This window comes from Mycoplasma bradburyae (assembly GCF_024338845.1).
Taxonomy (GTDB): Bacteria; Bacillota_I; Bacilli_A; order Mycoplasmatales; family Mycoplasmoidaceae; genus Mycoplasmoides; species Mycoplasmoides bradburyae.
The window spans coordinates 319,886-341,910 of record NZ_CP101414.1 but is presented as its reverse complement, the minus strand read 5'-3'; the positions used below and the strand labels follow the sequence as shown (position 1 = coordinate 341,910).

General features: G+C 28.3%; 20 protein-coding genes and 1 pseudogene. 8 read left to right on the top strand and 13 right to left on the bottom strand.

Features of this window, described 5'->3' with window-relative positions:
- Nucleotides 1–40: 40 nt before the first annotated feature.
- From NMG68_RS01390 to rplM, 5 genes are all read right to left on the bottom strand, one after another.
- Entirely contained in the window at nucleotides 41–2,212 is a 2,172-nt protein-coding gene (locus NMG68_RS01390; protein ID WP_255034913.1) for an MIP family Ig-specific serine endopeptidase, read from the bottom strand.
- Between the two features lie 117 nt (nucleotides 2,213–2,329).
- The gene (gene upp / locus NMG68_RS01385; RefSeq protein WP_255034912.1) at nucleotides 2,330–2,953 is read right to left on the bottom strand and encodes a uracil phosphoribosyltransferase; all 624 of its coding nucleotides are present in this window, start codon (nucleotides 2,951–2,953) and stop codon (nucleotides 2,330–2,332) included.
- Nucleotides 2,954–2,975: 22 nt separating this feature from the next.
- Nucleotides 2,976–4,055: a flavodoxin-dependent (E)-4-hydroxy-3-methylbut-2-enyl-diphosphate synthase gene (gene ispG, locus NMG68_RS01380; protein ID WP_255034911.1), complete on the bottom strand. Its 1,080-nt coding sequence runs from the start codon at nucleotides 4,053–4,055 to the stop codon at nucleotides 2,976–2,978.
- Nucleotides 4,056–4,108: 53 nt separating this feature from the next.
- Entirely contained in the window at nucleotides 4,109–4,501 is a 393-nt protein-coding gene (gene rpsI / locus NMG68_RS01375) for a 30S ribosomal protein S9 (protein WP_255034910.1), read from the bottom strand.
- A complete protein-coding gene (rplM, locus tag NMG68_RS01370) occupies nucleotides 4,501–4,944 on the bottom strand; it encodes a 50S ribosomal protein L13 (RefSeq protein WP_255034909.1) in 444 nt (147 codons plus the stop codon). Before rplM ends, rpsI begins: the two co-directional genes overlap by 1 nt.
- Before the next feature lie 184 nt (nucleotides 4,945–5,128).
- Between rplM and glyA the strand changes: the two genes are divergently transcribed.
- The 5 genes from glyA to NMG68_RS01345 all read left to right on the top strand — a co-directional run bounded on the left by glyA (nucleotide 5,129) and on the right by NMG68_RS01345 (nucleotide 11,141).
- On the top strand, nucleotides 5,129–6,358 hold the full coding sequence (glyA, locus tag NMG68_RS01365; protein WP_255034908.1) for a serine hydroxymethyltransferase: 1,230 nt from the start codon (nucleotides 5,129–5,131) through the stop codon (nucleotides 6,356–6,358).
- A gap of 191 nt (nucleotides 6,359–6,549) precedes the next feature.
- The gene (gene tyrS / locus NMG68_RS01360; RefSeq protein ID WP_255034907.1) at nucleotides 6,550–7,794 is read left to right on the top strand and encodes a tyrosine--tRNA ligase; all 1,245 of its coding nucleotides are present in this window, start codon (nucleotides 6,550–6,552) and stop codon (nucleotides 7,792–7,794) included.
- Between the two features lie 21 nt (nucleotides 7,795–7,815).
- Nucleotides 7,816–9,141, top strand: a complete 1,326-nt coding sequence (gene ffh / locus NMG68_RS01355) for a signal recognition particle protein (protein WP_272416780.1) — start codon at nucleotides 7,816–7,818, stop codon at nucleotides 9,139–9,141.
- 77 nt (nucleotides 9,142–9,218) lie between these two features.
- The gene (locus tag NMG68_RS01350) at nucleotides 9,219–9,656 is read left to right on the top strand and encodes an Ohr family peroxiredoxin (protein ID WP_255034905.1); all 438 of its coding nucleotides are present in this window, start codon (nucleotides 9,219–9,221) and stop codon (nucleotides 9,654–9,656) included.
- A 123-nt stretch (nucleotides 9,657–9,779) separates the two neighbouring features.
- A complete protein-coding gene (locus tag NMG68_RS01345; RefSeq protein WP_255034904.1) occupies nucleotides 9,780–11,141 on the top strand; it encodes a Sapep family Mn(2+)-dependent dipeptidase in 1,362 nt (453 codons plus the stop codon).
- Between the two features lie 8 nt (nucleotides 11,142–11,149).
- On the opposite strand, the pseudogene NMG68_RS01340 reads toward NMG68_RS01345, so the two are convergent.
- From NMG68_RS01340 to sufC, 8 genes and pseudogenes are all read right to left on the bottom strand, one after another.
- A pseudogene (locus tag NMG68_RS01340) lies at nucleotides 11,150–11,317 on the bottom strand (DnaJ domain-containing protein); the annotation flags it as partial.
- A gap of 836 nt (nucleotides 11,318–12,153) precedes the next feature.
- On the bottom strand, nucleotides 12,154–13,143 hold the full coding sequence (locus NMG68_RS01335) for an NAD(P)H-dependent glycerol-3-phosphate dehydrogenase (protein ID WP_255034903.1): 990 nt from the start codon (nucleotides 13,141–13,143) through the stop codon (nucleotides 12,154–12,156).
- 50 nt (nucleotides 13,144–13,193) lie between these two features.
- On the bottom strand, nucleotides 13,194–14,294 hold the full coding sequence (locus NMG68_RS01330) for a DnaJ domain-containing protein (protein ID WP_255034902.1): 1,101 nt from the start codon (nucleotides 14,292–14,294) through the stop codon (nucleotides 13,194–13,196).
- 44 nt (nucleotides 14,295–14,338) lie between these two features.
- Nucleotides 14,339–15,739 (bottom strand): Fe-S cluster assembly protein SufB, encoded by a 1,401-nt coding sequence (sufB, locus tag NMG68_RS01325; RefSeq protein ID WP_255034901.1) that lies wholly within the window; start codon nucleotides 15,737–15,739, stop codon nucleotides 14,339–14,341.
- A 4-nt stretch (nucleotides 15,740–15,743) separates the two neighbouring features.
- Nucleotides 15,744–16,178 (bottom strand): iron-sulfur cluster assembly scaffold protein, encoded by a 435-nt coding sequence (locus tag NMG68_RS01320; protein ID WP_255034900.1) that lies wholly within the window; start codon nucleotides 16,176–16,178, stop codon nucleotides 15,744–15,746.
- A complete protein-coding gene (locus NMG68_RS01315) occupies nucleotides 16,165–17,361 on the bottom strand; it encodes an aminotransferase class V-fold PLP-dependent enzyme (protein WP_255034899.1) in 1,197 nt (398 codons plus the stop codon). The genes NMG68_RS01320 and NMG68_RS01315 overlap by 14 nt, the downstream gene beginning before the upstream one ends.
- Nucleotides 17,342–17,980 carry a SufD family Fe-S cluster assembly protein gene (locus tag NMG68_RS01310; RefSeq protein ID WP_255034898.1) on the bottom strand — a complete coding sequence of 213 codons (639 nt, stop codon included), beginning with the start codon at nucleotides 17,978–17,980 and terminating at the stop codon, nucleotides 17,342–17,344. Before NMG68_RS01310 ends, NMG68_RS01315 begins: the two co-directional genes overlap by 20 nt.
- Nucleotides 17,981–17,986: 6 nt before the next feature.
- Complete coding sequence (sufC, locus tag NMG68_RS01305) at nucleotides 17,987–18,790, bottom strand: Fe-S cluster assembly ATPase SufC (protein WP_255034897.1); 804 nt, start codon at nucleotides 18,788–18,790, stop codon at nucleotides 17,987–17,989.
- A gap of 1,594 nt (nucleotides 18,791–20,384) precedes the next feature.
- On the opposite strand from sufC, the gene NMG68_RS03925 reads away from it, so the two are divergent.
- From NMG68_RS03925 to NMG68_RS01295, 3 genes are all read left to right on the top strand, one after another.
- On the top strand, nucleotides 20,385–20,642 hold the full coding sequence (locus NMG68_RS03925) for a restriction endonuclease subunit S (protein WP_392391121.1): 258 nt from the start codon (nucleotides 20,385–20,387) through the stop codon (nucleotides 20,640–20,642).
- Between the two features lie 228 nt (nucleotides 20,643–20,870).
- Complete coding sequence (locus NMG68_RS01300) at nucleotides 20,871–21,563, top strand: type II toxin-antitoxin system antitoxin SocA domain-containing protein (protein ID WP_255034896.1); 693 nt, start codon at nucleotides 20,871–20,873, stop codon at nucleotides 21,561–21,563.
- The gene (locus NMG68_RS01295; RefSeq protein WP_255034895.1) at nucleotides 21,556–22,020 is read left to right on the top strand and encodes a hypothetical protein; all 465 of its coding nucleotides are present in this window, start codon (nucleotides 21,556–21,558) and stop codon (nucleotides 22,018–22,020) included. Before NMG68_RS01300 ends, NMG68_RS01295 begins: the two co-directional genes overlap by 8 nt.
- The last annotated feature ends 5 nt before the right edge of the window (nucleotides 22,021–22,025 follow it).

Below are 22,025 nucleotides of genomic sequence, written 5' to 3'. Positions count from 1 at the left end.
AAACTCGTGGTTAGTTATTCAACTAATACGAGTTTGTTTTTTATCTTTTAAAAAAGTTTGATAGATCAGATAATGAAGATCCCGATTTACCATTACCAGCTAGCAATCCTAATAAAGCAGCTATATCAGTAGGATTAAGATTCTCAACTCCAGCAGGAAATGTTCCTGGAGGAATGCCGTTTGGTAAATTATTTAATAAACCTGGGAAAGATCCTGTTGGTAATCCGCTAGGCACTTCAGGAGCTGGTTTATTGCTACCACCATTTGGCTGACTACTTGGTTCATTTGTAGGTTTAGAGTTCGGCTTGCTAGGTACTGGTTTTGGTGAAGTTTGTTTATCATTTCCATTCATGCCAGAAACAGGTCTAGTAGTTCTAGGCGGGTTTTGATTAGAATTATTAGTTCTATCAGGGGTTCTTGATGGATTATTATCTATAGATGGTTTTGAATTTACTGGTTGATTGTTTGGTTGATTTTGTTTTACTGAATCTGGATTTTTACTTGCAGTATTTCTTCAAGCATCAGTATCATTTGCTGATAAATTATTGCTATTTAATTCATTAGCTGCATTATCATTATCATTATTAGGAGTATCTTGATCAGATTCGTAATTACCATCTACCATTTTAGCCAATAATCTAGTGGTAGGTAATTTAAGAGTTTTAACCGAACTGATATATGAACCATAATCACTTTTCATATATTCATTTCCGTAAATTAAATCGTATGGTCTGATTGTATCGTTTTCAAATTGTGTTGGCTTTGTTTGAACACTTACTGTAATATTTCTTGGATTATATAAAGAAGCAACTAAACCAAAATTCGCTTCAGTATTTTGATCAACAGAAACTGTACCAAAATAAATTCCTAAAGCTTTGTTATTAGAAGTTAATGCTAAAGAACCAGATGAGCCAGCTGATAGGTTGGAATCTTTAATTATGTATCCATAACCATATTGCTTGTATTTAATATTACGATAAACTAGCTGGAAATTTTTAGCAATATCAGCGTTATAAATACCACCTCTAATACCACCTGCAACACTTAAATCTGAATGAATCGCAATATTCTTACCAGAAATATCATTTGTATTAGAAGCGTTGATTGTTCATCCAGGTGAACCTTTAGGATCACTGCTAACAGGAAACTTGCGACCATTAGATAAATCAACAGAATACTTAGTATATTGTGGAGTTGATGATCATGAACTGTAGTAAGGATAACCACCTAAATAAACATTTAGTTTAGAAAGATCAGAATTAACACTTGTGTAGTCATTACGATCAAAAAAACCTGTACTGTAATTACCTTCAGGAGTTTCTACACTTTCATTAGTTAATTCATCATTACGCCTATTTGGTGAAGCTGGTTGAGAAAAGTCAGAATTCCCTTTCCAAATTTTTTTAGCAGTATCCATCGCTTTTACAATTCAACGTTCGTATAATTTACGTTCGTCATTGTATTTATAGATTTTTCTTCCATCAGCACTTTTTTCTCAAGAAAGATTTAATGTTATAGAAATAACAGCGAAATCGATATATTCTCTAATCCCTGGAGTTTCTTCTTTAATAGTAGAAATCCAATCAGGTGATTCTTTATAGAATTCAGTAGCCGTATATACAGTTTTAGGTAAAGAGCTTAATGGGGCGTAAGTTAATGTTTTAGCATCATGTTTATTTTTAACCGCTAAATCTTCATCCCATTTACCTAAGTTGAAATATAATGTTTGATCAACACCTGATAGCGGTTGTCTATTCCCGTATCAAGACGGTCTGTAATGTTTGTTATCATTAGGATTTAATAGAGCTTCAGCAACATGTAAATTTGTTGCAAAATACCCAGTTCATTTAGCGTTTGGATCGTTCTCATCCACTGGATTACTTTGTCAGTCAAATAATCATCCTGTACCAAATACTCTGTAAGCACGACTACGTTCAACACCAGTAGTTTCAGGGCTAGATTTTTGTCTAGAAGGATTGTATCCACCTGAGTTGTTAAATTCCAAACTAAAAGTGATGTCGTATATTTTCTTATAATCACCAACAGGTAATGTTGCACTTAGATTCTTATTAGTAGTTTTATCATTAACAGAACCAGACCCATATACGTCATTAAATATATCAAATAACGCACATGAAGAAACAGTTGTTGATAAAGCTGTTAATCCCGCTAATAGAAACGGTCATTTTATGATTTTTTTATTAAAAGCCATTATATTTGAATGATGAAGAGCCTTTTTATAATAAATCTATAAACAAATCAATGAAGTATCTATAATCTCTAAATCGATAATAACTAATAATAACATATTATTATAAAGTTTACCAGATTACTTAGTACCAAAAATTCGGTCACCAGCATCCCCAAGTCCAGGGTAGATGTAGTTATGATCATTTAGTTTTTCATCTAAACAAGCTAAATATACATCAACATCTGGATGTTCATTATTTAGAACTTTCAATCCTTCAGGAGCACCTAATAATCCCATATATTTAATAGATTTAGGTTTAATTTTTTTAATCATTTCAATTGCTTTAACAACTGAAGCGCCTGTTGCTAGCATCGGATCTAAAACAATAACATGCGCATCACTCATTGTTGCAGGAAATTTTGAATAATATTCAACAGGTTTAAATGTTTTTTCATCACGATATAAACCGATATGGCCTACTCTTGCGGTAGGAATAATGTTATGAACACCATCAACCATTCCAAGGCCAGCTCTTAGAATAGGAACAATCACAAAGTTGTGTTTAAGTTTTTTAGCTTGTGTTTTAGTTAAAGGAGTTTCTACAGTAATCTCTTCAAGTTCATAATCCTTACCAACTTCATACATCATTAATGTTGTAATTTCTGTTAGTAGTTGTTTGAAAAAATAGTAATCCGTATTAACATCTCTCATTTTTGATAATTTATCTGAAATTAACGGATGATTAAAAATAAAGTTTTTCATATTTGTTACTCTCTTTTAATTATTATTTATTATTTCTATTCTTAAATAAATCATATTCTTCTAAAATCATTTTTTTTAATTCGTCAACTAAATATTCTTGTTTTACAGATTTTATTACGATTCCTTTTTTAAAAATGATTCCTTCTTCCTTACCACCAGCAATACCAATATCAGCTTCTTTAGCTTCACCTGGGCCATTAACTGAACAACCTAAAATTGATACTTTTAAGGGAAAATTTAAATCTTTTACAAATTTTTCAACCTCGTTTACAACTTTGAATAAGTCAAAGTTTAATCTCCCACAAGTTGGACAAGCAACAACATCAACTAGATTATCATACAAACCGAGCGAATTAAGCATTTTTTTGGCTACTTTGATTTCATCAACTGGATTTGTTGATAAAGAAATTCTAATCGTATCACCAATACCTTTTAATAATAAGGGAGTTAAACCTGCCACTGATTTAATCGTACCATTAATTAAAGTACCAGCTTCAGTTATCCCTAAATGCATTGGATAATTAAATTTTTTAGCACCTAATTCGTACACTTCCATACTTAGCATAGCGCTTGATGTTTTTAATGAAATCACGATATCATCAAAATCAAATCGCTTTAGCATACGAACATATCTTTGAGCTGCTATAATCATTGCTTTAGCGCTAACTCCGTATTCTCTCATCAAATCCGAAGGAATTGAACCAGAGTTAACACCAACTCGAATCGGTACATTATGTTGCTTTGCTAAAACACAAATCTCTTTTAACTTTTCTTTAGATTTAATGTTTCCTGGGTTTAATCTGATTTTTTTGCAACCAGATTTAATCGCAGCTATCGCATAATCTGGGTTGAAGTGAATATCAGCAATGATTGGACAAGGAGATTTTTCAACAACTTTTCTAATCGCTTTTTTATCAGCATCGTCAAACACAGCTATTCTAACTAGATCAGCCCCTTCTTTAACCAAATCATTAATTTCTTTTAAACTTTTTGAAACATTTTTAGTTTTAGCGATAGTCATTGATTGCAAGACAATTTTATCTTGCCCGCCGATCTGAACATTACCTACAAAAACTTTCTTAGTTTTGCTTCGAGTATACATAAAAAAATGCTTACATATAAAAATAAAACCCCATATAAAGGGATTTTATTATCTTAACGTTTAGTAAATTGAGGAGCTCTTCTCGCACCATAAAGACCGAATTTTTTACGTTCTTTAACACGAGCATCACGAGTTACTAGTTTGTGTTGTTTTAATTGTTTTTTAAGATCAGGATTCATGCTAACTAAAGCTCTTGCAATCCCTAAACGAATAGCACCAGCTTGTCCAGTAAATCCACCACCAGAAACTACAACATTGATATCGTATAATTCAGATGTTTTAGTAAGTTCTAATGGTTGACGCATATCTTGAATAACGATCTTATTAGGAAAATATTCTTCTGCTTTTCTATTGTTAATAATTAATTTTCCAGAACCTGGAGTTAATTTAACTATAGCAGTTGAAGATTTTCTTCTACCTAATCCTTTAAAAGTCGTAGTAGCCATTATTTACTCCAATCTAATGTTGTAGGTTGTTGAGCATCGTGCTCATGCTTACCATCTTTGTAAATTTTTAATTTACGAAGCATATCCTTAGCTAAACGGTTCTTAGGAAGCATTTTTCTAATTGCATCATAAACTAATTGGTCAGAATAGTGTTCAACCATTTCACGACCTGTACGTGATTTAATTCCACCCATGTAGTTTGAATGACGGTATCACTTTTCACCATCTAATTTGTTACCAGTCAAAACAACTTTATCACTATTTAATATGATTAAATAATCACCACAATCAACATTAGGAGTGAAATCAGGTTTGTTTTTACCTCTTAGCAAGTTAGCAGCCTTAACTGCTAATCTCCCTAACACTAAACCTGAAGCATCTACCAAATATCACTTACGGTTTTTTGTTGCAACAACTGGCTTTTGCATTGTTGTTTTTTGCATTATTAATTACCTTTTAATATTTAAAAAAAATAAACCTTTGTTTTGAGGTCCCATTGTAAAATATAGTTTAGAAGCCACTAAACTACATAAAGCATAATAATTTTATCACAAATATTCTTTATTTATGAATAAACAATTCTTTATTTATAATAAACAATGTTATTAAATATGCAGGTTGTAAATTATGGATATTATTAATCTTATAAATAAGGAATTACAAAGACAAAAAGACCACATTGAATTGATTGCTTCAGAAAACTATGTTTCTAAAAACGTATTAAAAGCTACTGGATCAATTCTAACTAATAAGTATGCAGAAGGTACACCTAATAAAAGATATTATGGTGGATGTGAATTTGTAGATCAAATTGAATCACTTGCAATCGAAAAGTTAAAAAAATTATTTGGCGCAAAGCATGCTAACGTTCAACCACATTCAGGATCAACAGCTAATTCTGCTGCTTATTTAGCATTATTAAAACCGGGCGATAAGGTGCTTGCTATGGGTCTTAATGATGGCGGTCATTTGACTCACGGTTCTAAAGTAAATTTTTCCGGAAAAATATACGATTTTTATCACTATAATGTAGATAAAAATACGCATTTATTAGATTACAATGAAATATTAAAAAAAGCGCTAGAAATTAAACCAAAATTAATTGTTTGTGGAGCATCTAATTATTCACGTTTTATTGATTTTAAAAAATTTAAAGAAATCGCAGATCAAGTAGGTGCTTACTTAATGGCTGATGTTGCTCATATTGCTGGTTTAATTGTCACAGGTTATCATCAAAATCCGATTCCTTATTGCGATATCGTTACAAGTACAACTCATAAAACTTTAAGAGGACCTAGAGGAGGAGTTATCTTAACCAATAAAGAAGAGTTAATTAAGAAAATTGACAGCGCTGTATTCCCCGGTGAATTAGGTGGACCTTTAGTGCATGTAATTGCTGCTAAAGCAATTGCTTTTGAAGAAGCATTACAACCTGAATTTAAAACATATATTAAGAATGTAATTGATAATAATAAAGCCTTTTGTGATGCTTTTATTAAAAAAGGTTACAAAATAATAGCTAACGGAACAGATAATCATTTATTTACTATTGACCTATTCTCTAAATTTAATTTAACTGGTGATTTAGTAGAAAATTGATTATATGAAGCAGGAATCGTAGTTAATAAAAACACGATTCCATATGATAGCAACAAACCTACTAATCCAAGTGGTATTAGATTAGGAACAGCTGCTATGACTACAAGAAACTTAGATCAAAATGATTTTATTCAAATATCTGATTGAATTGATCAAATCATTAAATCTAAAGGAAATAAAGACATTATTAATAAAATTAAAAAAGAAGTTAAAAAACTACTAGATAAACATCCAATTTACGAAGATTTATCATATTAAAATTAACTTATAGAGTTAATTAAAAAAGTACTAAAACTTTAATAAATCCATTTTTATTAAAAATAAAAATTATCGATAAAATCGAACAAAAACATAAAAATAAATTGCAAAGTTTTTGAATTATTTTAAGAGATAATAATCATCTTTTTTATCGATTAATACAAAACACAATTTAATTAATAATCAAATCTATGGACATCATCGCAGAATTAAAAAAACGAAATATAATAAAACAAATTTCTAATGAAGAAAAACTTAAATTAGCATTAGAACACGAAAAGGGGGTTTATGTTGGTTTTGATCCAAGTGGTCAATCTCTCCATTTAGGAAACTTAATACCGATCATTACTCTTAAATACTTTAAAAAAATTGGATTTAAAACTTACGCCATTTTAGGTGGTGCTACTGGTTTAATTGGTGATCCTAGCGGCAAAGCTTCTGAAAGAAAAATTCAAGATTCTCAAGTAATTGCTGATAATGCTAAGAAAATTCAAGCTCAATTAGAACGTTATACAAACGCAACAATTATTAATAATATCGAATTCTATAAGAATATGAATTTTTTAAGTTTTCTTAGAGATGTAGGGAAATTAATTAATGTTTCATATTTATTAGATAAAGAGTTTATTAGATCAAGAATTGAAAACGGGATTTCATATGCAGAATTTTCTTACAACCTAATTCAAGGTAACGACTTCTTGCATCTATTTGAAAAATACGATGTTCAAGTTCAATGTGGCGGATCAGATCAGTGAGGTAATATAACTACCGGAATTGATCTAATCAAGAAAAAGTATGATGAAGAGCAAACTAAATATCTTTGCGGTTTAACTTTTAATTTATTACTAAATTCTAATGGTAACAAATTCGGTAAATCTGAAAAAGGTGCGCTATATTTAGATGAAAATCTAACTCATCCTTACGAAATTTGACAATACATTTACAACCAAGATGATGAGTTTATTGTTGATTTAATTTACCGATACGCTCTAGAAGAATCACTTGAAAAAATCGAAGAAATCATCAAAGCTCATAAGGAAGATAAAAAAGCAAGAATTGGTCAAAGATATTTAGCTGATTACTTAATTAAATTAATTCATTCTCAAGAACATTTAGATAATGTTTACAAAATGAACAGAGCTTTATTTGAAAACAAAATCAAGGAATTATCTGATCAAGAAAAACTCGTGGTTTTTGCTAACTTTGATAAAGTTGAACTTGATCTTAACCAATCCTATAAAATAATCGATTTATTGTTACAAGCTAAAGTAGCTGATTCTAAACGAATTCTGAGAGAATTAATATCTCAAGGATCAATTCAAATTGATGATATTAAGGTTGATAATCCAGAAACCGTTTATACACCTAGTAAGGATAAAAAACTAACTGTTATTAAAAAAGGTAAAAAAAATTACTTTGTAGTAATTTGAAAATAATAATCAAATATGTTTAAATCAATGATTTCATCTATTGTCGCTAAATCTTTAAAGAAGCGATTAATAGCTCAAACAATAAAAGAAGAAGACCTAACAGAAGTCTTACGCGAGATCCGCATTGCACTATTAGATGCTGACGTTAATATTAACGTTGTTAAGACATTCATCAAATCAATTAAAGAAAAAACAATAGGACAATCAATTGATAAATCAACTGATGTTCAAGCTTATTTTTTAAAAATTATTAAAGATGAATTAGTTAATATCTTAGGTAAATCTAATCAACCATTAAGCATTGATAAGAAATTATCAAAGATTATGATGGTAGGTCTTCAAGGGGCTGGTAAAACTACTACTGTAGCTAAGTTAGCTAAATATATAAACAAACAAAAACAAAAGAATAGCTTATTAGTTGGATTAGACGTTTATCGTCCTGCCGCTATTGATCAATTAAATACTTTAGCCAATCAGATCAGCATGCCTTTTTATAATGAAGGTTTAAGTGATCCAGTTAAGACTGCTAAGAATTCGATTGATGTTGCTAAAGAAAAAAATTGTGACGTTATCATTTATGATACTGCTGGACGATTACAAACTAATGTTGAACTAATGAACGAATTAGTTAATATTCGTAATGCCGTTGATCCTGATGAAATTATCTTAGTAGTTGATGGATTATCTGGTCAAGAAATTATAAATATTGCTACTGAATTTAATAATTATTTAAAGCTAAGCGGGATTATTATTACCAAACTTGATAGTGACGCTAGAGCTGGTGCTGCTTTATCATTAACATCAATTCTTAATGTACCTATTAAGTTATCAACTAGTGGTGAAAAATTAGATGCAATTGAATTATTCCACCCTGAAAGAATAGCTGATAGAATCCTTGGTTTTGGTGACGTCATGACTTTAGCTGAAAAAGCTACCGAAGTATTTGATGAAAAATCAACAATGAAAACATTTGAAAAAATGCTTTCAGGTCGTATGGATTTAGAGGATTTATTACAACAAACTCAATCTATATCTAAAATGGGTGGTTTAGGATCAATTATTAAAATGTTACCTGGTTTTGCTAATAAGATCAGCGATGAAAAAGTAGAAGAAGCAACTTCAAAAATAAGAATTTGAAAAATTTTAATGTCATCTATGACATTAAAAGAAAGAAGAAATCCTAAATTAATAATAAGAGAACCTTCAAGAAAAGCTAGAATCGTCAAAGGATCAGGTCGTAAGGTTGAAGAACTTAATAAGTTATTAAAAGACTGGCAAAACGCATCTAGTAAGATGGAAGAAATGGGTCGTATGATTAAATCAAATAAAAACCCTTTTGGATCACTTTTTTAAAGTATGCTTTAAAAAACTTTTTTTATAAGTATGCTTTATAATTTATCTATAAAAATTAATAACAAGAAAATAAAAATATGTTTAACAAGGTATATGAATCAACTGCTAAAGCTAAAGCTGGACGCGAAGGTTTAGTTCAAACAACTGACGGACAACTTTCTTTAAACCTAGGATTCCCTAAAGCTATGGGTGGTACTCACACTGATAGATACAACCCTGAACAATTATTTGCTGCTGGTTACGCTAGTTGTTATTCTCAAGCAGTTTTTGCTGTTGCTGGTAAATTAGGTCTTGATGTTAAAGAAGCTCCAGTTGAAGTAACTGTTGAATTACACAAACAAGATGAACCTATGGCTTTCGAACTTAGAGTTGGCATCTCTTTAACTGTTGATTTAGAAGAATCTAAAGCTAAAGAATTAATGACTCTAGCTCACCAAACTTGTCCTTATTCTAAATTAGCTAAACCATCTCAAATTATTTGATTAAGAGTTAATGGTATCGACTTACCTCACTAATTCATTAAAATCATATAGTCTAAAAAAACACATCATTTAGCGATGTGTTTTTTTATTTTCTTTTTAAACTTATTTAGTCATTTATGACTAAATTTATATAATTTAATAGTGATAAATAAAACAATGTTCAAAAAATACCCATTAACAGATAAAGAATTAAATTTAATTATTGAGGATATTAAAAATCTTTGCGCAATACCTTCTGTTTCATTTAAATCAAACGACCCTAAACTACCTTATGGAAAAGATCTTGATGATGCTTTAAACTATGTTTTAAATTTAGCTAAATCACTTGACTTTAGAATTTATAAAGATCAAAATAACCGTTATGGTTATTGCGAAATCGGTAATGGCTCTAAATTATTTGGCATCATGTGTCATCTTGATGTGGTATCTGAAGGTTTAGTTGAACAATGAAACACTTCAGCGTTTGAACCGATCATTAAAAACAATAGTATTATTGCTAGAGGAACTCTTGATGACAAAGGACCTAGTATTATCAGTTTATATGTAATGAAATACTTACTTGACCATAATTTAATTGATCCTAATTGAACAATAAGAATAATCTTTGGTCTTAGCGAAGAAACTGATATGGATAGCATGAAGCACTATATCAAAGAACATGGTCAGTTTGATTTCGGATTTACGCCAGATGGTCAATGACCAGTAATAAGCACTGAAAAACTAATCTACGATTTTAGTTTAATTTTCAATTCTGAAAATAAACTAATAATTAATGGAGGAAGTGTAATTAATCAAATTGCTGATTATTGCAAAATCTCAACAAGTGACAATAAAAAATTGATGGATTATCAAGATAATCACAACAAACAATTACTTAACGATGGTGTTGAATATATTGGTGTCGCTTCGCATGGTTCTCAACCAAACAAAGGAATTAATGCGATCGTTAATGCCTTGAAATCATACGGTAAGGTATTTGACGATAATCATGATTTAATTAAGTATATTAATGATAATTACTTTGATAATCATTACGCTCTAAACACTGCGTTAAAAGGTTTTAATGATTTCTCTGGTGAAGTTACTGCTAACATCGGTACAATCTTTACTAAAGATGATATGATTTATGTTAATACGAATTTAAGAGTACCTGTAACTTATACTACTGATGATGTTAAGAATGGTATTATTAACTATCTAAAAGAAAATAAGATTAATGCTAAATTCGAATTAATAGATACTAAACCAGCTAAAAACTTTGATTTGAATTCACCATTATTAAAACTAATGTTAGATTGTTATGAATTTACAACTAATAAAAAAGATCCTCAACCAAAGATAATTGGCGGAGGAACTTATGCTAAATTAGTTGATAACTGCGTAGCTTTTGGTCCAGCAGAAGATTCTGTATTAATGCACGCACCTAATGAATGCATCACGTTTGATGAAATTAAAGTATGTTATGAAGTTTATATCAATGCGATTATCAATTTAATTAAAACATTAAATCAAAACTAAAGCACAAACTCACTCAAAACTTCGTAAGCTTGATTAATCTTTTTAAACATTTCTTCAGCACCTGGATCTTTATTAAGGTCTGGGTGATATTTTTTTGCTAACTTACGATAAGCAGATTTGATCTGATCATTCGAATCGCTACGACTAAGTCCAAGCGTTTTGTAAGCTTCATCAATCTCGCTTTCATTATTATCATCAGCTAAACCACCACCGAAGTCAATGTTTTCTCAATCAACACTTTCATAATCAAAACCGAAATCAACTTTGAACGATTGGGTGTTGTTTTCCATCGCTTTTCTATATCATTCGTTCTCTTCTTGTTGACGACGTTTTTGTTCTTCTTTTTGTCTTCTTTTTTCTTCCTTAGCTTTCCTTTTAGCTTCTTTTTTATCAGCCGTTTTCTTTATAAAGTTCTCAATCTCAACTTCAGCTGTTCTTTCAACTTCTTTAGGATCGATTACACTATCTGAAAATAAGCGTTCTCTTCCATCAGTAAATGATGATACGTGTTGATTATTAATCGGTGTCGCATCATAACTAATAAATGGATCATTATAAATCGAATCATTAAATAAAGGACCTTCATAAGGTTCTGAATTATATGATCCGTTTTTGTTCGTATAATCCTGATTTTGATAAAATTCAGGATTATCATAAAATGCTTGAGCGTGTTGTTGGTAAAATTCTTTTTGACGTTCAGGATTAAAACTAGAAGACTCATCACTCGATGATGAACTATATTGATTTTGTTGATTAATTGAATCGTTATAGTTTTGATAAAAATTATTGTTTATCTCATTAATCGCTTCATAATCATTAAGATAAATCTCTTTGGTATTAGATAACTTAATATCTTTTATTGCGTTTTGATAATACTCATATAATTCAATCGTTTTATCAGAGATCGTCACCGTACTTTCGCTCTCTGCTTTAGATTGTTCGTAATCATCAAAATAAGGAATAACTGCGGTTAAATTAACTTCTAGTTTCTTTTTGTCGTCCATAATAAGTATTAATTAATCAATTTTTTCATCAAAATAGATTCATCCAAATCTTCGTATAATATTTGATAAATCGTTGTAAGCAATTTTAATTCTAAGTTATTAGCTTTAATCAATTCGTACATTGTTTTAGCAGCTACATAACCTTCTACAGTATTGTTATTTTTAGATAAAGCATTTTTTATCCCATATTTAGCGATTAGATTACCAAAACTAAAGTTTCTTGATTGTGGATTAGTACAAGTTAAAATGAAATCACCAATTCCGCTTAATTGATTACAATCTTTAGGATTGTAGTTATCTTTAGCTAAACCTTGGTACATGCTATCCATTTCGTTAAATAGTTTAGTTAAAAAAGCGCATCTTGTGTTAGCTGATTGACTTTGTTCGAAAATAATTCCTGTACCTATCGCACAAACATTTTTAATCGCAGCAAATAGTTGAGCAGATAATTCATTTTGATAAGGAATTAATTCAAAAGTGTCGTTGTTAAATAACTCGCAAACATCTTTGCAAGCATTAATATCGCTTGATACAGCGTTAATTACTGTTGGATGGTTGTTAAATACTTCGATCGCAAATGAAGGACCTAGTAATGAAGTTAATGACAATAGGTTTTTCTCGAATAACTTTCTAATTACATCAGATCAAAATTGCTTAGTATTAGAATCAATCCCTTTTGCTACATTAATTAAATTAATCTTACGATCTTTTAAAACATTAGCAAGTTTATCTAAAACATCTCCAAAGAATTTAGAAGGGATCGCTAATAAAACAAAGTCACAATCACTTACAACTTCTTCTAAATCAGTTGAAGCTAAATCTGGAGCTTTATATAACTTTTTATGACCAAAATATCTAGTATTATAACCATTATTTAGGTCTTTGATCTCATCTAAATCAATCCCCCACATTTTTACAGTATGGTTATTTTTTAATAAAACATTTGCTAGAGCAGTGCCTCATGCCCCTGTTCCCAAGATCGCAACTTTTCTTTTCATAAAACCTTATTACCGTTTGATTACTTTATATTAACAATTTATAAAGATTATTACGAATTATTTATTCGATTCATGTATATTTTTTGGTTTTCAATTGCTTTTTTAGTTACATAAGCAGCATAAAAAACACTAAAGAATAATAAGGAAGTTATTATTCACATCATATTAACTTTCTTGAATTCTGGATTCTTAACACTAAAGTCTCATGATAAATACATATTAAAGAAACTTAATAAAGTTGTTATTCCAAATAAAACTGATACGAATGGATATCAAATCGAACTTAGTATTGGATATACATCAGCAAGAACTGAGTTTTTTTGCAAGAAAGTTAAGATTAAACTAATCATAATACAGATTAGCATTAAATAACTTAATCCTAATTGAATATTGGTAGTTCTTTTGATGATACGAAGGCCACCCTTGATTGTTTTAGTGAATAAAGAATCAGGGTCGTAAATTTGTTTATTTTTTTCTTCTTGAGGCTTATCTTCTGTTTCTAATCGTTCTTGTGTTGATTCTTTTTCTGTTTTTTGTTTAGATTGTTTCTCTTCCTTAATTACTGGTGGAGCAACTTTTTTCTTAACGTTTGTTGGTTCTGGGTTTTTAGCCAATCAAACTTCAAAACTCATAACAGAAGGATTAGTCTGTTTTAAATAAAGATTATACCTAGCCCTTTTATTTGGATCGCTTAATACTTCATAAGCCGCTTCAATTTTACGAAGAGTCTCAGCCGAAAAATTATTTCTTGAAAACACACTTGAGTGTTGCAATCTTACCATTTTGTACTGAATTGTAATCTTATCGATTGAATCAGTTTCAGATACATTAAGGATTTGGTAATAATTTTGATTATTACGGCTTACATTAGTACTAGTTGAATTGCGTTGTTGAAAAAAAGATGCAGCAGATGTTGTTGTTTGACGTCTTTGTTTAAGTCGGCGATCAAAATCAAATCTAGAAGTTTCAGTTCCTAGAATAGTATATGCTCTATTGATCTCTTTAAATTTAGCTTCAGCATCAGGCGATTTATTAACGTCTGGGTGATATTCACGCGCTAGACGTCTAAATGCTCTTTTGATATCTTCTTTAGAAGCAGTTTCAGCTACACCTAATACTTCATAATAATTTGGCTCAATAAAAGGTCGCATAAGCTAAATATTAATTAACACTATATCTTATTAATTATAAACTATTAACCTACACTTCCTTCCATATCCATAGTAATTAATCGATTGAGCTCAATCGCATATTCCATTGGAAGTTCTTTGGTGAAAGGTTCAATAAAACCTAACACAATTAAGTTTTCAGCTACTTCTTTAGATATTCCTTTAGACATCATATAGAACAATTGTTCTTCGCTAATATTAGATACTTTAGCTTCATGTTCTAAAGTAGAATACTTATTCTTAATAATCTCAGTTGGTAGAGTGTCAGTTCTAGAGATATTATCCATTAGCAAGGTATCACATTCCACTTTAGAACTGGAATAATGAGCGTTTTTATCGATTTTAACAAAACCACGATAACAAGTATCTCCTCCGTTGAATGAAACTGATTTAGATACTATTCTAGATTTTGTATGCGGAGCTAAATGAATCATTTTAGCTCCTGCGTCTTGAATAATTCCTTTATTCGCTACTGCTATTGAGATACAATCACTAGAAGCATATTCACCCGCAAGAATTGATGACGGGTACTTCATATTGATTCTTGCTCCAATATTCCCATCAATTCAAGACATCTTAGCATTTTCATAAACAATTGAACGTTTAGTAACTAAGTTTAGAACATTATCAGACCAATTTTGAATCGTTGTATATCGACCAACTGAGTTTTTATGCAAGAAAACTTCAACAACAGCGCAATGTAAGTTATCTTCAGAATATACAGGAGCAGTACATCCTTCAACATAGTGACATTTAGCGCCTTCTTCTAGAATTATAATTGTTCTTTCAAATTGACCAACGTTTTTTCCATTGATTCTAAAATAAGCTTGCAGTGGTTTTCTAATCTCAACACCTTTGGGTACATATACAAATGAACCACCAGATCAAAAAGCTGTGTTTAAAGCCGCGAATTTGTTATCATCTGCAGGGACAATTGATCCAAAGTATTTTTTAACTAATTCAGGATATTTTTGAACTGCTGTATCAGTATCAGTAAAAATAACTCCGTTTTCTTCCAATTCTTTAGCGATATTGTTATATACAGCTTGAGAATCATATTGAGTTGATACACCATTTAGGAATTTCGCTTCAGCTTCCATAATACCTAATTTTTTAAAAGTATTTTTGATCTTTTTAGGTACGTTTTCTCAATCTGTTTGCGGATTATCAATCGCTTTAGAATACATTATGGCATTATCATAATTAATAAATGATAGATCAGGACCAAAACTAGGATTAGGCATTTTAATAAACTTATCAAATGCATCTAATCTAATTTTTAGCATTCATTCTGGTTCATTTTTTAATTTAGAGATCTTTTTAACTATTTCTCTAGAAATTCCTTTATTAGTTTCAAAGATAGCTGTATCTTTATCATAAAATCCATATTGATATTTTTTATTTAAGATTTTTTTTGAAATAGCCATTGATTTACTCCTTATTTAAATAATCAATTAATGCTTTTGCATTAATTGTTGCACATATTGTTCTATTTGATTGCATGTTAACTGAAGAAAAAACTTCAAATTCTTCGGCTAATATTGCATTTTTTTGATCATTAAAAATGAATTCTAAATAAGCATTTAATAATTCTTTAGCTTCATTAATATTCTTGTTAACTAAATATTTAGATAAACAATCAAAAGTGGTTTGGGAAATAATACAACCACTACCACTAAACTTAAGGTCAACTATTACGTTATCTTTAATTAATAGATAAATATCAAATTGATCTGTGCAACTATCTGATTTAGTTTGTATTGTTTGATATTGATCGTTGTTAATAGGTGTTTTTAGGTAGTTTATTGGGTTTTGGTAATAATCTATTATTACTTGTCTTCTTATCAATGGGTTAGAATAGTTCATTTAAAACATCCTTTAATTCAAAGTCTTTGATAACTTCAAAGAAGTAATCAATCTCTTCTTTTGTATTATAAACTGATAATGAAACCCTAACATAACCATCTTTTTGATAATTCTTTAATAAATGAACACAAGATACACCAGCTCTTGTGACAATCTTCTTAGTTGAAAGATACCAAGCAAGATCTTGTGAATGAATGTTAGGTATCTGAACTAAGAAAATTGGAAAACTACAATCTTGATTGATAAGAATTAGTTTATCTTGTTCTTTAACTTTTTTCTTGAAGTAATTAACTAATTCTTGTTCGTAATCATACCAACCATTTTCATGAATATCATTAATAAAATCTAATGATTTAGATCAAGCATAGATTGATGCGATATTATTAGTTCCAGCTTCGTATTTAAGTGGGTTATCTTTGAATGAGATTGTTTTATTATTGATATTAAAATCATAATACATATCCCCGCCATATTTAAGTGGTTTTAATGTTTTTTGTAACGCTTTTTTGATGTATCCAATTCCTAAACCAGTTGGTCCAAAAATTTTATGAGCTGAAAAGCATAATCCATCAATATCTTCGGTAATTTCAATCTTTTTATGCGCAGCTAATTGTGTTGCATCAATAAAAACTAAACAATCTTTATTTTTAGTTTTTATTGTTTTTGCATAATTTAGATAATCAACTTCATAACCAAAAACATTTGATAACGCAGAAAAAGAAACAACCTTAGTTTTATTATTAACTTTATCTTTAATTTCATCTAAAGATTTAACTAAAACAAGGTTAAGACTATTTCTTTTAGCTAATTCTATTCAATTAACTAGATTACTTGCGTGTTCTAATTCATTAACTATGATTTCATCACCAGATTTAAGATAAGAACTTAAACCAAAACTAAATAGATTTAGAATTTCTGTAGCTGAACTATTAAAAATTATTTCATTTGCATTAATACCTAAATATTTAGCTGTTTTTTCTCTAGTCTCATTAATTATTACGTTTAATTTATTAGATATATCCGTATCTTTATTATGCGGATTTAGCGATCAATTTTGATAATAATCAGATATTGAATTTATTACGACATCAGGCTTTAAACTTGTAGCCGAATTGTCAAAATAAATTCAATCTTTATTATTTTTTAATCAACTAAATTGCTCTCTAATTAATTGAACTTTCATAATTAACTTTTAAGAATAAATCTTCAATCTGCTTAATTATTTCTTTTCTCTTTTCTTCTTCATCTATTATTCCGATTGTTTTAATGAAGTAACCCATCAAGATTAGTTTGATAGCCTCTGATTTAGGAACACCTTTAGACATTAAATAAAACAAGTGACCTTGATTTAATCTACCCACAGCCATAGCGTGTTTAGCTTTAACATTATTATCATCAATGATCAATTGCGGTTCACCTTTAACGGTTGCATCATCACTTAATAATACACCTCTGATTTCTTGAATCGTATCATTGTGATAGGTGTTATTTTTTATAATGCTAGTTATTGTTGAAGACACACTCGAAGAATCAGTCGCTACAACATAGTTTTGATAAACGCTTTTTGCGTTGTTTGATAAGTGGTTTAATTTAATGTTATATTTCTTATTATTTTCATTTATACCAAATGTAGAAATAATAACTTTTGCGGAAGAATTCTCATTTAAGTCAACATTTATATTTAAATTAGAATGGCTATTATTTATATCCAAAAAATGAATAAAGCTATCGACATTTTTAGGTATCTGATAATTAAATTCTGAACTATTAGAATCAACTAAAACAAAATATTTTTTATCCATAATTCATTATTTACCTAATGGATCAATTAGATCAAAATCTTGATTTTTGTTTTCTTTGAAGTCAATATTGAATTCTTTTCTAATTCAATCATAACCTTCTTTGTCGATTCTTTTAGCTAAACTAGCATCACCTTGAGTAATTATTGTTCCATTTACAACAACAAATACTTTTGTAGGTTTAATTAATTTAAACATTCTTTCATAGTGAGAAACTATGATTAGTGATTTAGTTTTATCTTTAATTCATTCTTGAAGTTCTTTAGTAATTATTTTTAAAGCATCAACATCTAATCCAGAATCAATTTCATCAAGCATAGCAAAATCTGGATTAATAGTCTTCAAAAGAAGGATTTCATTCTTCTTCTTTTCACCACCACTAAAACCTTCATTAATAGAACGATTCAAAAGTTCAAAATTCATTTTAAGTTTTTTAGTGTTAGATTGAACTATTTTATAAAACTCCGGTAAATCAATAGGTTTTTCTCTTCTAGCATTTATCGCTGAACGAATAAATTCAACCAATGAAACACCAGGAATTTCTTCAGGAGATTGACTAGCTAAATATAAACCTAATCTAGCTCTTTCGTCTACTTCCATTTTATTAAGAACTTGATCTTTAAAAACAATTTTACCTCTTACTATTTTCGAATCATAATGACCCATAATAGTTTTTAATAGAGTAGATTTTCCGTGTCCGTTAGGACCCATGATTGCTACAACATCACCTGCTTTAATAGATGCTGTTATATTGGTCAATATTCTTTTTTCACCTATATTAACACTTAAATTGCTTAGTAATAATTCTGACATACACTAAATATTAAAATATTCTATTTTAAATATTTGATTATTACTTAATATAGGCTTGTTTTAGGTAGTTTCAAGAGTTTAATAAATCAATAAAATTTAGGTTGTTAAGTCTTAATTTATATAAATCTATAGATTTTTATTCGTAAAAATCATTTTATTGTTTAACTATATTTAACACATATTTTTGAATAGTATTTAGTTTATATATGAACTAAAGACATATATTAGATGACTAGTTTTAAGTTTGCTTGGTTAAAAAGAATAATCAAGTATTACCTTTAGTATTTTTTAGATAAGTTGTAACTATGAGTAATAAATAACTTTATAAAAAATTCAGGACACAATGCGCAATGATAACTAAAATTTATGAAACATTTTAAAGAATTTGCAATCATCAGAAAATACTGGAGAATCTTATACACCTAGAACATTAACCGATTTTATTTTTCAAGCAGTAAATCCTAAAACAACTGATTAAATTTCGGATTTTGTATATGGAACAAGCGGTTTTTTAATTTCATGTATATAATTGTTTATTACTTAGAATTAAACTTGTTAAAGATCTTGGAATGTTTAAAAGAAATTTATTTGGTATTGTGAAAAACCTTTACCTTATCTTTAGTTATGACTGCCTATTGATTGATGACGTTTATTCCCTAAACATAATAAATGGTAATAGTTCATAAGAAAATCTTTTAAATTAGGTTGAAGAAGAAAGGTTCAACGCAATCTTAATAAATCCTTTCATCTTATACCAGAACACAACTAATGTATTCTTCTTTAATAAGACTAAAAGAACTAAAGACGATTGAGTTTATCGTTTAGATATATCTAAAGGTTATAAAAACTTTTTAAAACAAAACTAATGTTATTAGAAAATTAAACCTAGTTGAAGAATGGTCAAATAACAGAGAAGAGATTACTGACGAAAAGGTTATAAAGATGAAAAATATAATGTTGAAGAATCAACTGAACTTAACTATAATTAGGATCTTTGTGGTTTCTCGAATAATGAAAAAAATCATAGAACCTAGAAAAATTAATTAATAAATATCTAAAAGAAAAATTAGTAAAAAAATTAATGACATTTAATATGAAATTAATAATTTTTTAATAGAAGAAAAAAATAAAAATAATTACTGGTGATCAACTTAAAAATCTATTCTTAAATACGCCGTTAAAGGTGCATTGGTACTGTAATTAAAATGTATTAACTAGTCATCAAATCACTAAATAAAATTAGATAAGAAAATATAAAATAATTTTGAAAAAACACGGTAAAAATTGATAAAATAATAGTTTTATTTATAGAAAAATTGTTCGTTTTTTTTGAATAATAAATGGATAAAAAACATGCGATGATAATAAACTATCATTTATTATTTCCGATAGTTGAGAATGAGTTGAATTAGAACAATTTTAAGTATTTATAGAGGAAATAGTATAAACATAAAAAAGCTAAATATAAAGGCCATATAAATGGCTATAACTATATAACCACAAAAGAGCGGGTTTTTTGATAATTCTATAAACTAAAAAAGGTTGTAAAAATACAATTTAACAATAACCTTAAAATAACTAATACAATTCATCATTGTTATGTGTTGAATTCGGAAACACAGGAAAAAATAGGTTATTTAACAGAAAATGTTTCCTTGTTAATAAATTAACTTGTTTTAAACCAAAGAAGATAAATAGTAAATATTTATTTTATTACTTATCATCACCTGTAATGAGCAATAAATTTCATTCAAAGAAATCAAGTATGATAGGTAGTCTTTCAATAAACTCTATTAAATCAATTTTAATTCCAATTCTCCATTTAAAAAATAAGAAAGAATGGTTTTTATAATTCAATCTCTACCAAAAAAGATTAATGTTATTTAAAAAAATATAACTTTAAAAAATATAAGATATTTGAATGATTTTATAGCGTATATTATTTTGAATTTATGAAAAATAATAATTACATTAATTATTTTGTAAATGAATACTTTAAGAAAGTTTTAATAATATCGGTTATTAATATTCTGATGGTTTAAAATATTACAAATCTTAATTGATAAAATAAATATTTGTTATGAGCATTTTCTTTGATACAAATGATTGGCAAAAAGCATTATCTGCTTGATGATTAAAAAGAAATAAATATTCTAGTTTGAAACTAAATAAATTTTTATTTCTGTATGAAGCAACTATTAATAGTTTAGGTGAAAAAACTAATTTTTCTAATTTATTAGGTTTTAAAAACGGTCCGGTATATGAATACATTTGGAATGAATCACAAGATGTAAGAAAGAAAATTGCTAGAATTAAAGATTTTCAAAATGATTGTGAAAATGTATACAATAACCATATAAATGATGTAAATGAAGAAGTTGCAGAGAGAATATCATTTATCGTTGAATCATTAACAGAAAATGAATTATCAGAAATTACTCATGAATTTAATATTTGAAAAAATAAAGAGAAAGAGATATTAAATAATCCATTTTTAAAATTATCAAAAAATGATTTTAATGATAATGACAAAAAACTGATTAAAGAATTATATGATTTGTACCCTTTAGAATTAGTAAAAAAATCAATGATAATTAATTTTAATAAATCTGAATTTTACTTTATTTTTCCTAGAGATAAATACATTGAAATGTTTATATCTGGAGAACTTCATGATTTTGAAAATAAACTAAAAGAAATTAAATATAACAAGAAAGTTCACAATCCTATTTTTGTTGATATTGACGAAGAAGGGGATATAATTTTTGATTAATTTAAAGGATGTAATAACAATAAAAATACCTTATCCAGATTTAGAAAATGATTTAGCACTTACCGCACATATGTATATTTGTATTAAAAGAAATATCAATACTCTTTATTTTGTTCAATGTCAAAGAGTTAAACTATATATGAAAAAGTCGAATTACAAGGACATTAAGAATTTCATAGACGAAGAACCAAATATACAAAGAAACCCTTTTAAATTTGAAACTAGAATTAACTGTGATAAATTATTTTTTACAAAATCATCTAGGTATGATAATGCGTTAAAAACTAATCCCGGAATATCAAATGAATTGTACGAATCAATAATGGATAAGTTGAATAATAATCAGAACGATATTGAAGAAATTCATTTGGATGAAGAAAAATTATGAGAGATTAATAAAAGATTTACTGCATTGAAAAAAATTAGTACTATTTATACGATAAGACTTATTTATTAACAAGA